We start from the raw sequence: 13,093 nt of genomic DNA, 5'->3' as shown, positions 1-13,093 counted from the left end.
TCCCTCTCTAGATAGAAACAATAGCTGCAGTCGAGGTTGCCCCGCGACCCAATGGGCTTGGTCATCAGGTGAAAAGGTGCCTTGGCCTTGGGCGGGGGCGGACCGGGCTGCGTTGAAAGTGACATGGGAAGAGGCGACGAGAGACGGTCGTCTACGGAGCGGCAGCGGATCGTTGATAAAAGACTCGGAGGTCGGGTTTGACGCCAATGAGATCTTGGGCGCGCTGAAGGGCCTTTTTGGTGGCCATCGTGGAGTTTTCCTCGGCGGGGAAGAGATTGTCCAACCCGATCTTGGCGTGCAGGCCGCTACGCTTGAGCACGACGGCCACATCGCCGTGGACCCCGGAGATGAGCAGATGCCGGTCCTGCGATTGCAGGTAGTCGAGCAACTGGCCCAGCGCCATGACCGTTGTCGCGTCGAGATGCCGAGCGTTTTTCATCCTCAGGATGAATACGCGGATGTTCGGGTCCTCGGCGAGCCGTCGGACGCCTTCCTGGAAGAGGTCCGCCGCTCCGAAGAACAAATCGCCTTCCACGTGCACAATAGAGACCTGCGGGTGATTGCGCTCGGCAGGAGCGTCGATCTGCGACAGCTGGCCCTGTTCGTCGAAGGCGTGCTCCAGCAAAGTGGGCGCACTGGCCTTTTGCAGGAACAACACCAGGGAGATGCCGATGCCGGTGTAGATGGCGGTGTCGAGTTGCAGGAAGAGGGCGGCGATCAGTGTGACCCAGAAGACCATGGCGTCGGCGCGCGTGGAGCGGCGGACGATGAAGATCTGCGCAGGTTGGAAGAGCCGGATAGCGATGACGATCAGGTAGGCGGCGATGGCGGCAATAGGGATATAGGCCAGTAACGGTGCGAGCAACAGAACGAGCAAGAGCACCACGGCGCTGCCAGTGATCACGGCCCACTGGGTGCGCGCCCCGGCTTGGAGGCCGGCGGCGCTGCGCAGGAAGGAGGCGGAGCCGGGCATGGCGCCGAAACCCGCGCCGATCAGATTACCCAGTCCCATGCCGATGAGTTCCTGATCCGGATCGATGCGCTGGCCCGTTTTGGTTGCGAGGCTCTTGGCGATGGTGACCGACTCGAGCATGCCCAGGACGGCGGCCGCAATCGCGACGCTGGTGATACTTGGCAGCAACGCGAGGCCGTCGGCATTGAGCGGAAAACCGGTGAAGAAAGGCACGCCGCCCGAAATCTCGCCCAAGTCGCGCACGACACCCACACCGTGTTCATCGAGATGCAAGGCCCATGAGGCCAATCCTGCAAGGATCAAGGTGGGCAGGCCGTCGGGCCAGCGGGGCCGCCACCGGCGTAGCCAGATGATGAGAAGCAGGCTGCCGAGGCCAACTACGGCCGTGGCCTCGTTGAAGTTGAACGTGATGACGTTCGCGGCGAGGTGCCTGAGGGTGCCGGGCAGACTTACCTCCGGGCCTCGGGCGATGCCGAAGAGATTGCCCATCTGGCCGATGGCGATGAGGGTGCCGACCGCGGTGGTGTAGCCGACGATGACGGAACGTGAGACAAATTGCGTGATCTTGCCGAAACCGGTGAGGCCGGCGGCCAGTTGCAAGGTGCCCATCAAGAACCCGATGAGGAGCACCTTTTGAAGCGGGTCGAGGGGATTGTCGGCGAGAGTGAGCAGCGCTCCTGCGAGAATCAGGCTGATAGTGTTGGTCGGGCCGAAGACGAGATGGCGCGAAGAGCAATAGAGGGAACAAATCACCGTGCCCACGATCGCGCAGGCGATGACGGCGGGCACGGGGATGCCGATCAGCAGGGCGAAGGCGACAGATTGAGGAATGGTGAGTGCGGCAATCGTCAGGCCGGCTACGAGGTCGGCTCGCCAGGCAGACCGGTCGCTTTCCGGCAGGCTACGCAACAGGGGCGGGACCAGATTATCCCGCAGCCGACCACCCAGTTTGGTGAGCCGTCGCTCTGCGACCTCCGTCAGGTCGTTGAGTTCGTCCATTTGCGCAGACTTGAAAATTTTATTCACCATGGACGAAAGGAATGGAATTTCGCTACTAGCCCCGGCTTGCATCCGGTCCGGCGGCCATAGCCGGTCACAGGGCCAGCGACAAACGACTGGCCGGCTACGTGGACGGGACTGAAGTCTGAATTCACTTGCATGGTCGGCGCCATGTGACGCCGCCAGCGCTGACAAACCTCCGTGCCGGCGACCGCCATGCAGCAACTGGAACTGCGGCGGTAAAATTGCAGAACGTCACGAGCCTGTAGGCGATTAACAGGCGAGCTCTGCATTCCCGCATAGAAGCATCGAAACCAAGCCGATATCTGGAGAGCGTAGCGTTTCAATCGCCCAAAAACACCAGATTACCCACTATTGTTAAAGCCTACGGCATTGTAACTACTGAAGCCGCTGTTGTATATTCCAGACTTTGACGTTCCCTGTTTCGCGAGATCAACGAAGCGTCGATCCTAGCCGGCTATTGAGCCTTCTCTGATTTGGAAACTCTCTCGCGAAAGGCTTGCGGTGTGATGCCGTTGCGTTTCCTAAAAAACTTTGAGAGGTGCGATGCATCATGAAATCCGCACTGCACGGCGATAGAAAGCTGATCGTTGTCCGTGCTTTCAAGAAGGCGCTTAACTTCTGCGTTACGTGCATCCATTTGAAATGCTTTGGGCGAAACCTTAAACCGCCTCCTGAACAAGCGCATGAAGTGCGTTTCAGAAACGCGATAAAATTGAGCGACCTCGGTCACGGCCGACGGCCTGGCAAAATGTTCAGCCAGAAAGTAAGCTGCATTATCCAGATAAGTCGGAAGATTCGCCGAAAGATGCGGGATGACGCGCTCAATCGTTGCAGGATGAACTTCATCCTCTTTTGCGTCCCTCATAAGAGTAAGGACTAGCCGCTGAAGCACCAAGCGTCGCTTTTGCTTCCAATAGAGTAGTGCGTGCTCCTGTTCATTTAATATTTCGTCTAGAAGCTTCTGCGGATGATCGGGGCCCGAAAAGCAACGAAAGGCTCGAAACGCCCTGTTGACCAGAGCGCTCTCCAGCGAGCAGCCCGCCGGCACTGTAAATCCGATCCAGCCTAACAGGGGATCGCGATGATGGGTGAAGAATTCAGCGTGTCTGGTTTTTGGGGGAGTCAGAATCCAGTATCCTTTGGGAAGGGTAACCCTCTTGCGAAGATCCGGAAAGTCCCAAGCAGCCCCGTCTTCGAGCGCGAACGCCAATTCAAAGAACGAATGCTCGTGCACTTTGGTTTTCGGGAAAACGTGAAGCCGTCGGGGGTAAGAGCAAAGAGCCGCTTCGAGGACCGGGAAGGCGATTTCTTCATTCGCGATGTTGCTCATGATTCTGGCGAACTACGGTTTATCTAGCGTGCGAGACAACTAAATCTCACGGACTCCGGCCGCGCGATGCCTTCGTTCGCGAAAAGCCTGTTGGCGGAAGTCATGCGCTAAAAATACAACATCAAGTCAAAATATTACAACCATAAGAAACGCGATTCTGTTAAAGTGTGAGAGTGTCGTTACCCCCTGAACTGCCCGGCAAATTCTATCTGCTGCCCGAGCTGATGAACCTCAACCGCCTGGAAAGCAGGCCGCGCTTGATTGCCCGCGATGGGGTTGAGTTTTCAGATTCAGGCGAGACGTCGCGTTGGTATTTTCCTCTCAATGGGCTGTGGCGGTTTTCTTTCTTACGTTGCCCGGAAGACGCTCCGGATGGATTCGTCCATCCTGACTTCGACGACAGCGGTTGGACAAGCTTACCGGTGCCGAGCAATTGGCAGATGAAAGGTTTTGGGCAGCCGCACTACACAAATGTTAAGATGCCATTTCGGGAGACGCCGCCCGCGGTGCCGTCTTCAAATCCGACAGGGCTTTATCGCAAGGAATTCAGCGTCGCGAAGGATTGGATAAACCGACGCACAGTCCTGCACTTTGGGGGCGCAGAAAGCGTGTTGTGCGTCTGGTTGAACGGGAAATTTATCGGATTGAGCAAGGGCTCACGCCTTCCGGCGGAATTTGAAATCACGTCCGAGTTGCGCGAAGGCAAAAACCTGATTGCGGCCATGGTCGTGCAGTGGTCTGACGCCAGTTACCTGGAAGATCAGGATCACTGGTGGCTTGCTGGCATTTTCCGCGAAGTGTTCCTGCGTTCGACGCCACCGGTTCGGATAGACGACATTTTCGCAGAACCGTTGTTGGAAAGGAATCTCTCGGACGCGAAGTGTCGCTTCCGAATTCGGCTTGGCTTTCCCGATCGTCCGGAAGAGGGGTGGACGGTGACAGTGCGGTTGACGGATCCCAAAGGGAACTCTGTTTGGTCAGAACCTTGGACGCTCAATGTCGATGCGAAGATTAACGACGAGACTCGGAAGTGGTGGCAACTTGAAGGCGTCCGACCTGTAACAGCGCCTTTTTTGTGGTCGCATGAGGATCCCAATCTGTATCTCGCGCGCGTGGAGCTTTGTTTTGGCGAAACGGTCCATGAGCGCCACGCGTTTTACATTGGGTTTCGCCGTCTCGAGATCACCGGACGTTCTCTGCTGATCAATGGCCAGCGCGTGCTGATCAAGGGAGTAAACCTACACGACCATCATGATCGAGAAGGCCGCGCTGTCCCGCGCGATACGATGGAGGCCGATGTGCGTTTGATGAAGCGCCTTAACATGAATGCGATTCGTTGTTCGCATTACCCGGCCGACAGCTATCTCTACGAACTGTGTGATCGTCACGGACTCTACGTCATCGACGAGGCGGACATAGAATGCCATGCTTTTCGGAGCAGTTTGGCGGATGATCCACGCTACACCGCCGCCTGGCTGGATCGCGGGATGCGGATGATTCAACGGGATAAAAATCACGCGTGTATCATTGCCTGGTCACTCGGTAACGAGAGCGGCTACGGGGCCAGTCATGATGCGCTCGCCGGCTGGATCAGGCGTTACGATCCGAATCGACTGATTCACTACGAAGGTGCGACACGTGAAATGAACTGGGCGTGGGGAGCCACCGGCGCGCACCGCCCCGATTATTTCAGTGTGACCGATTTAATCTGTCCAATGTATCCACCGTTGGAGCGGCTTGTTGAGGTCTCTGCGCACACCGAAGAGCCGCGTCCGTGCATTGCCTGTGAGTTCTCCCACGCCATGGGCAATGCGAATGGAAACCTTCGCGAATATTTCGACCTCTTTGAGACCATGCCCGGCTTGCAGGGCGGATTCATTTGGGAGTGGGTCGATCACGGACTGGTTAAAGCGGATCCGGGTGGCCGTGAATTCTGGGCGTATGGCGGGGATTTTGGAGAGACCCCGCATGATGCGAACTTCGTTGCGGACGGCTTGGTGTGGCCGGATCGGACGCCTCACCCGGCAGCATTTGAATTCAAGAAGCTCGCGCAGCCTCTGCGGCTCGAGGCCATCGATGGTGCGAAAGGGATATTTCGCCTGCACAACAAACAGTCCTTCACCTCCCTTGAATGGTTAAAGGGTAGTTGGGTAATCGAGTCGGGTGGTCTTCGGATTGCGAGCGGGCTGCTTCCTGCGCTCGATGTTCATCCAGGAGATTCTTTGGAATTTGCGATTGATTCCGACGTGGTGTCGCTCGCGGCGGCGCAAGCAGCGGAAACGTTCATCCGCTTTTCCTTCTCCGCTTCCAAGGAAGAAACTTTCTGTCCCATTGGCGCAGAAATGGCGTGGGAGCAGTTTCTGCTGTTTCCAGCACGCGGGATGAAGGCAGAATCGCCGGATGGAAAGCCTGGCGTTGCCTTGAAGTGCGAGATGGATGGGACCAGCGGTCTCTGGCGATCGTGGGCGTTTCGTGGACAAGAGCTATTGAAGTCCGCCCCCACGTTGAACCTGTGGCGTTGCCCGACTGATAATGACGGTCTGCGTCTGTTGGGACCGGGCAATGAAACCAAGGCGCTCACGCGGTGGATTGATGCAGGATACGATCAGGTTGTTTTGGAAAAAAGATCTTCCAGTGTGTCTACAAACCTAGCGGACGGTTGCGTCTTCACCACGATTCACGATATTTCGCTCAAGAAGTGTGTCCGTGGCGCCCTTCACCTTGGTTGGCAGGTTTTGCCCGATGCGCGAATGCGCTGTGATGCACGGGTTGAACTGGATACTGCCTTGCCCGATTTACCGCGGGTTGGCCTTACCTTGTCGTTGCCGGCGGACTTCGAGCGCATCGTCTGGTTCGGTCGGGGACCTTGGGAGACGTATTGCGATCGAAAGGCTGGTGGTTGGATCAGCCGTTTCGAATCGACCGTAACCGACCAGTTCGTGCCCTATTTGCTGCCTCAGGAACACGGAAACCACACTGACGTCCGTTGGTTCGAACTTTCGACGCCGGGGGGCAGGAGCGTGCGCTTTGAGTATGACTCTCCGATGGAGTTTTCTGTGAGCCATTTCTCGGCCGCAGACCTGATGCAGGCGCGTCATCCCGGCGAATTGACCCCGCGGACGGAGACCATCGTTAACATCGATTTTGCCCAACGCGGTTTGGGTAATGCGGCGTGCGGCAACGATGCTCTCACGCAATATCGCCTGCCGGCAGGAAACTACAATTTTACGTTCACCATTTCATTCACCTGACACCGATGCGCTCCCCTCCCAATCTCGTTTTCCTGATGCCTGATCAACAACGTCACGATTTCATCGGATGTTATGGGGCCGACTTTGTGCGCACCCCGAATATCGACCGGCTGGCGAAGGAAGGCGTGAGATATGCCCGCGCATACTCGCAATCTCCATTGTGCGTGCCGGCCCGAGCGGGCCTGCTCACCGGACGAAGCGCCTTGGGGAACGGAGTAACTTCAAATGGCGAGTGGCTCCGACCCGATCTCGCGGCGTGTGGAATCATTACCTGGCCGGAGGCCCTTGCGGCGGCGGGCTACGATACCGCCGCGGTCGGGAAAATGCATTTTTATCCGTGGGACGCGTCGTTCGGATTTCGGCATCGTTCGATCTGTGAAGACAAGCGGTGGGTCAAGATTCGGGACGACTATTCTGATCATCTGCAAAAACACGGAACAAGGAAATATGCCGGAAACGAGCATCCCGGATATCTGGAAAACAAAGGGGCAATCCTCGCGCTCAATGCTGGGGAGCATTCCTGGGATCGGTTTGTCGGCGACGAGGCATGTCGCTACCTGAAACAGGAGCGAGTGGCGGGAAAACCGTTTGCCATGATGGTTGGATTTCCGAGTCCGCACTGCCCCTACGATGCAGATCCTGAACGAATCGGGAATGTTGATGAATCGCGCATTCCGAAACCGGTGAGGAGTGTTCCGGGTGATTTAAGTGTCTGGAAGGCGAAGAACATTGCGGCCCATCGTAGAAGTTGGGACGGAATTGACTACGCCGATGTCACTCTGGCCCAGCGGCAACGCGTTAGAGCGCACTATGTCGCACTCGTGGAAGCGGTCGACGAGGAGATCGGGAAAATCATCGCGACGTTGGAGGAAATCGGTGAACTGGAAAACACCGTGATTATTTACTCGAGCGATCATGGCGACTCACTCGGTGATCACTCACTTAATGGAAAGGGCACGTTTTACGAAAGCAGCACGCACATTCCCCTCATTGTTCGTCCTGCTGGAGGTGTGAGGGCTGTCCTCAATGAGGAACTGGCTGAGCTTACCGATATCACTTCGACGATGCTGACCTTTGCCGGCGTTCCTTTGCCGCGTAGCATGAACCATAGTCGTTGCTTGCCCGGGTTGGGATTCGACGGGGAGGTTCGCAAAGAATTATTCGGTTGTCTCGGTAGCGGCTGGATGGCGCTCGGGGGCGACTGGAAGCTCATCAAATCCGAAGGCGACCATCCGTTGCTGTTCAATCTCCGGCAAGACCCGGAGGAACAGCGCAATCGCTTTAACCATCCGGACTGTCTTGAAGTCCAGGCGAAGCTCGACCAAGCGCTCACAACCTGGGTAATGAAAGCGACTCGTGATGGGCATCAGGACAAGCGCATGGATCCTTCATGGGAGGATCTGGATTTCGCCGCGCGCGGCTGGAAACGCCCCTATCCGCACACCTTCACCACGGCTTAGTTCGCAATGATAACCACCGTAGACATCGTGACCATTGTCGCCTACTTCGCGCTGCTACTCGGGGTTGGTTTTGTTTTCAACAGGCTCAATGCAAACGCCGACGACTACTTTCGCAGTGGATGCAAAGGCACGTGGTGGTTGGTCGGAATGAGCGCCTTCATGGGAAGTTTTAGCGCGTGGACCTTTACCGGAGCGGCCGGAGCGGCGTTCTCCGCAGGATGGTCGGTCATGATTATCTTTTGGGCCGTGGCAGCCGGCAGTTTTGTGGCGGTGTGGGTTGCTCCCTGGTTCCGGCAGATGCGGGTCTACGCGATGCCGCAAGTGTTCGAGCAGCGGTGGCACAAGCCTCTCGCTCGTTTGCAATTTTACATTTTCGCGATTTTTGCGGCGATCGCCCCGGCGATCTGGCTCTACGGCCTCGCGACATTCACTTCGGCCATGTTTGGACTGAATTTGGAAATCCTGATTATCTCACTGGGAGCAGTCGTGTTGATCTACTCCATGGTTGGCGGAACATGGGGCGGGCTCGCGACGGATTTCCTTCAAGGCATTATCCTGATGCCAATCACGATTTTGATTACCGTGCTGTGTTTAATCAAAGTCGGCGGGATCGCGGAATTTCTTGCTCTCATTAAGCAACAGGGACTCACCGAAGACTACGCGATGATCAAGCCGGCCGGATGGGCCGCGGATGGTCGCTACACGATCTGGTGGGCCGCCGCGATGGTGATCATCCAGATCAACACCGCCGTCAACATGGGCAACGCGCTGAAGTATAATTCGGTGAAGGACGGCAAGTCCGCTCGCTATGCCGCACTGTTTTCTGGCCTGCTGATGGCCGCCGGCGCATTTATCTGGTTCGTGCCGCCGGTCACCTCCCGCCTGTTGTTTGCCGACCAGGTGAATTTGGCGATGATCGCGAGCCCGGCCGAGTCGGCATACGCGGTTGCCGCGCTTAATGTGCTTCCGGCCGGACTGAAGGGCCTCATGGTGGTGTCCATTTTCGCGGCGACCTTGAGCAGCATGGATTCCGGGCTCACTCGACAGGCGGCCAACTACTTCAACGTTTTTATCCCGGACTTCTGTGCGCTCTTCAAACTTCAGCCCCCACGCTCTGACCGGGCGCAGTTGCTGATCGGTCGGATTATCACACTCGTTCTTGGGGGGGTGATCATCACACTTGCCTTGGTCTTCGCCCGACAGGGTAAAGGGGTGTTCGAACTCCTCCTGCAGCTTCAAAACTTTCTCGTCGGCGTTGGTATCGTGAGTCTGTGGGGCCTTTTCATTCGGCGCGCCCCGTTGATCACGCCCTACGCATGCATGGTCTCAGGTCTGATCTGCGGTGTATTGACTTTATGGAGCGAGCCGCTGCTTGGCCTCAAGCTGAACTTCCAGCAGCAACTGTTGGTCAACTTCGGCATTCCGAGCCTGGCTTATTTTCTCTGTGTCCCGTTTTTCGAGCGCCACAGTTCGCCGGAGTTCAAAGCGCGAGTGGATGTGTTTTTCACAAAGATGAAGACGCCCGTTGATTTTGAGAAGGAGGTCGGGGCGCCTGAGGATGTCACCCAGCTGATCTTGGTCGGGCGCTTCTCCGTCGCGATTGCGGTATTTGTCGCGTGCTTATCAATCACGTCCAAGAGCACCAGCGATCTGGTTTCCATTCTCGCCGTGTCTGCAACAATCGGCGGCCTGGGTGGCTTGCTCTGGTTTGCGGGTGTGCGCTCGAAGAGAAAATTAATCGTGTTCAAACAGTCCTTGGACGCGCTCCCACGGAAAGGAAGCCAATCATGAGCACCGCGCCGACAGCAGTTCTGCGTGTCGCCATCGGGTTCGTGTCGATCAGCTGTGCTTCGTTGCTGTATGCAGGAAGTGCTCCCTCTTCCGGGGGAAGAGAACTCGCTCAGTTCATGCCGAAAACATGGAAGGCGGATAAGTTTGTGAAAACGATCTGGGTTTCTCCCGCCGGCAACGGTGACGGCACCTCTCGAAGCTCTGCGTTGCGCAGCATCCAGGCGGCAATCTCGAAGACCGAACCGGGCACATTGATTTTGGTGACCGCCGGGACCTATGACGAGAACCTCACGATCTCGCGCGACGCGGAAGCCGCAAATGGAAGCGACGAGCATCCCATCTTCCTTGTTTCTGCGGATGGTTGCGGGGCGGCACTCGTTCGCTCCGGCCAGAATTTAACGACGCTGGACGCCAATCGGATTCAAAACTGGGCGGTAATAGGTTTTCAGTTTGTGGCGGCTTCAAGTCTCACCGACGGTGATCAAAGTCCGTTTAAAGTTGGATCCTCTGGTCTGTTGAACGGTGAGCCGTGCCGCAACTGGCTGGTTGCGGGCAATACCTTTTCAGGCACGGGACATGACGGAAGCAAGGCCTACAATGCGCGCAATATTAGCTGGTTGGGAAACCATTACGAGGGAGCGTGGGGTCAGGAAGCGTGCGACAATGTCGCTGTCGGCGTCACCGATGTTTCCGGCGACAGCAATCGATTCGCTTACAACACCGTGGGTGGAGGCTCGGGCTATTCTGCGATCACCGTGAAATACGGCAGCAACCACTTCGACATTTCGCACAACGACTTTAAGATCAATCCCGGGAATCGACTGCCGCGGCGAGGCGCGATGATTCGCGTTGGTGGAAACGGAGAGCTGCAACGTTTTGCCAGTCGGATTCCCTATAAAACGGAAGCCGCCTTTGATCCGCTCACCGCGTCTTACGTGCTGGTCAGCTACAACCGGTTTAGCGGACTGTGCGGGATCAACGTCGAGCTCTACGGCAGCCGGGATTCCGTGGTCAGTTTCAACGACCTCACAAACCCTCAGGCGACAATCGAGCTTACCGCGAGAACGGCGGACCTCGGGAAAGACGCCGAAGGGATGCCCTATCTGTGGGAGCCGGTTAACATTCGGGTGACGGATAACAAAATCACTTCGGCCGAGGAAAACAAAATCAACGGCGAACTTGGCGGCAAAGGATTTCTCGTGAAGGGCAACCGTGCAGACATCCCCTTCGACACGCCGGTGGGCGCTGACGCAATCCGATCCGAGATCGACGCTTTAATCAAAGCGTTGGTCGCAAACGCGCACTGAGCGGAACCGACTATCCGTATGCACGTAAACATTCTCCATCGGCCGAATCTGGGGCCCCTCTACAAATTCTATCGCCTGGAGCAGGACATGGCACACGAAGCCGGGCTGCCTGTCACGATTCTGCTTCACTATCACGATCTGTTTGAAGAGGCCGTATTAAGCGATGCGCGGCACGATGCGGAGAAATTTGGCGACGAGATCGGACTGGCGCTGCACAGGTTTTCCGGACCTGGCATGGAAACGGGCGGCGCGAATCAATTCTGGCTTCTCCCGCTTGATCGCAAACGAGCCATTCTCGAAAAAATTCTGATCAAGTGGCGCGAAGTATTCGGCCGTGGACCGGTATCCGTTGCGGCCTATCTTTTGGATGCGGCCTCCCTGCGTCTGCTGCGCGAATTGGGGCCTGAAATTGAAACAGTCGTCGCAGGCTGCTTCGAAGAGGGCGTGCGCGTGTATCACGGCTGTAATCATTCCTGGTATCTCTTCAGCGAGGGTATGCCCTGGGGACCGTGGTATCCTTCAAAGACGCATTCGCTACGACCGGCTGAAAGCGACGAAGACGCCGTGGGTTTGGTGGCGCTACCGCACCTCGTGCGCGATATGAGTCTTTCGTATGAGGGGCGAAATGACTTCTGGGCCTCACACCCCCCGAACGTCATCCGCGGTATGGGCAATCAGGCGACCTGGTGTCCTTACGATCTCAATTTGATCGACCAGTTCCGTCTGCAGGAACGGTTCAATCCGTGGCCTGGCTACCTGAACACCTTTGTGAGTCCGCCGTGGCTCACCTGGAGCACGAATTTCGAAGACCCGCCGGAGGTCGCGCAAACCCTGTATCGCAATCAACTCCGTTATCTCGCGCAGCTACGCGATTCTGGTGAAGTGCTCGCGAACACGATGAGCGAGTATGGCCGTTGGTTTCGGAAGAATCGTCAGGTTGGCGATCACGAGGTTTATTGGGCGAAGGAAATCCTCTACGGTTCCGGCAAACACTACCTCTGGCATATCGATGCCACCATGCGGGTGCTGATTGACTGCGCCCAAGGAGGCTCGATCGGTGATTTGCGTCCCTATATCGGCAAGGTCGCGATGGACACCGGTCCTGACACGGAGCGCCAATACATCGCGAGCTATCCTTACCTGATCCAATCCCAGCACCGCTCTGGCGCGGCGTTCCACTCATCCGATGGTTCCCGGACGACAGCGATCATACGCCGCAACGGAGAAACGTTCGATCTGGCTTCTTGCAAAACGCATTGTGCCAAATGCGAGCGCACGGATGAGGGCACGCGCTTTCTGCTCGCTCCGACGGAACTCCGTTTCGCGGATGGCAGGTTTATCAAGATTGAGACGGAGTTTTTCCTGCCCGGTGACGGACGTATCCGCATTTCGCGCCGGTTGCTCGAATCCACGTTGCCGGGGACCGACGTGCTGGAACTTACCGAATACCTAAAAGGCTCGTGGGGCTTCACGGAATACCCCGAGCGAATGGATTCGGTCACGCTGCATGCCGGCGACAAATCCCTCGCATTCGCCTATCGCGGCTCTGCGTTGGAGCATCCATCGGCTGGCGCGGTGGCCGCGAGCATTCCGCCGCTGCGCGTCACTGTTTCCCTTGAGGCAGGCGACACGGCCAAGCCGCAGCGCAGCCGGGTCGCCGAAGGCCACCTGTTCAGTCCCTATTTCACCCTGGAGGTGAGCTACTCGTTTAAATCTGAAGAAATCCTGACGTCATGGATCCATTTGAAGCCAATCGCATAAAAAAACGCTGCCCTGTGTGCTTCTCGCGCGAGATCGACGTTGTCATGATCGTCACCGCTCCCGAGCAGCATCGTTGTATCAAGTGCAGTTTTGAAGGTTCGGAGAACGAAGTCTTCTCCATGTATGCCGACATCCGGAAAAAATACCACTGGATGGGGCGTCGGCTCACGATGGAGGACCAGGTTAACCTGTAATAC

At 56.9% G+C, this 13,093-nt stretch carries 8 protein-coding genes; 6 read left to right on the top strand and 2 right to left on the bottom strand.

Annotated elements, in window-relative coordinates; genetic code table 11:
- Positions 1 to 151 precede the first annotated feature (151 nt).
- Both HZA32_20450 and HZA32_20445 read right to left on the bottom strand, forming a co-directional pair.
- The gene (locus HZA32_20450) at positions 152 to 2,002 is read right to left on the bottom strand and encodes a SulP family inorganic anion transporter (GenBank protein ID MBI5426455.1); all 1,851 of its coding nucleotides are present in this window, start codon (positions 2,000 to 2,002) and stop codon (positions 152 to 154) included.
- A gap of 448 nt (positions 2,003 to 2,450) precedes the next feature.
- Positions 2,451 to 3,326: a helix-turn-helix transcriptional regulator gene (locus HZA32_20445; protein ID MBI5426454.1), complete on the bottom strand. Its 876-nt coding sequence runs from the start codon at positions 3,324 to 3,326 to the stop codon at positions 2,451 to 2,453.
- A gap of 173 nt (positions 3,327 to 3,499) precedes the next feature.
- On the opposite strand from HZA32_20445, the gene HZA32_20440 reads away from it, so the two are divergent.
- The 6 genes from HZA32_20440 to HZA32_20415 all read left to right on the top strand — a co-directional run bounded on the left by HZA32_20440 (position 3,500) and on the right by HZA32_20415 (position 13,090).
- Positions 3,500 to 6,577, top strand: coding sequence for a DUF4981 domain-containing protein (locus HZA32_20440; protein ID MBI5426453.1), 3,078 nt, complete (start codon positions 3,500 to 3,502; stop codon positions 6,575 to 6,577).
- Positions 6,578 to 6,612: 35 nt separating this feature from the next.
- Positions 6,613 to 8,037, top strand: a complete 1,425-nt coding sequence (locus tag HZA32_20435) for a sulfatase-like hydrolase/transferase (GenBank protein MBI5426452.1) — start codon at positions 6,613 to 6,615, stop codon at positions 8,035 to 8,037.
- A gap of 6 nt (positions 8,038 to 8,043) precedes the next feature.
- The gene (locus HZA32_20430; protein ID MBI5426451.1) at positions 8,044 to 9,828 is read left to right on the top strand and encodes a hypothetical protein; all 1,785 of its coding nucleotides are present in this window, start codon (positions 8,044 to 8,046) and stop codon (positions 9,826 to 9,828) included.
- Entirely contained in the window at positions 9,825 to 11,135 is a 1,311-nt protein-coding gene (locus HZA32_20425; protein ID MBI5426450.1) for a hypothetical protein, read from the top strand. Before HZA32_20430 ends, HZA32_20425 begins: the two co-directional genes overlap by 4 nt.
- Before the next feature lie 87 nt (positions 11,136 to 11,222).
- The gene (locus HZA32_20420; GenBank protein MBI5426449.1) at positions 11,223 to 12,896 is read left to right on the top strand and encodes a hypothetical protein; all 1,674 of its coding nucleotides are present in this window, start codon (positions 11,223 to 11,225) and stop codon (positions 12,894 to 12,896) included.
- Positions 12,869 to 13,090 (top strand): hypothetical protein, encoded by a 222-nt coding sequence (locus HZA32_20415; GenBank protein MBI5426448.1) that lies wholly within the window; start codon positions 12,869 to 12,871, stop codon positions 13,088 to 13,090. Before HZA32_20420 ends, HZA32_20415 begins: the two co-directional genes overlap by 28 nt.
- Positions 13,091 to 13,093 lie beyond the last annotated feature (3 nt).

The sequence above is a fragment of the Opitutia bacterium genome (genome assembly GCA_016217545.1).
Lineage (GTDB): Bacteria > Verrucomicrobiota > Verrucomicrobiia > Opitutales > Opitutaceae > Didemnitutus.
This window is presented reverse-complemented; position numbering and strand designations above follow the sequence as displayed.

Excerpts from the sequence above, each read along its gene's own strand:
- HZA32_20435 (MBI5426452.1), top strand. The coding sequence starts at position 6,613 with ATGCCTGATCAACAACGTCACGATTTCATCGGATGTTATGGGGCCGAC.
- HZA32_20445 (MBI5426454.1), bottom strand. The coding sequence starts at position 3,326 with ATGAGCAACATCGCGAATGAAGAAATCGCCTTCCCGGTCCTCGAAGCG.
- HZA32_20425 (MBI5426450.1), top strand. The coding sequence starts at position 9,825 with ATGAGCACCGCGCCGACAGCAGTTCTGCGTGTCGCCATCGGGTTCGTG.
- HZA32_20430 (MBI5426451.1), top strand. The coding sequence starts at position 8,044 with ATGATAACCACCGTAGACATCGTGACCATTGTCGCCTACTTCGCGCTG.
- HZA32_20420 (MBI5426449.1), top strand. The coding sequence starts at position 11,223 with ATGGCACACGAAGCCGGGCTGCCTGTCACGATTCTGCTTCACTATCAC.
- HZA32_20450 (MBI5426455.1), bottom strand. The coding sequence starts at position 2,002 with ATGGTGAATAAAATTTTCAAGTCTGCGCAAATGGACGAACTCAACGAC.
- HZA32_20415 (MBI5426448.1), top strand. The coding sequence starts at position 12,869 with ATGGATCCATTTGAAGCCAATCGCATAAAAAAACGCTGCCCTGTGTGC.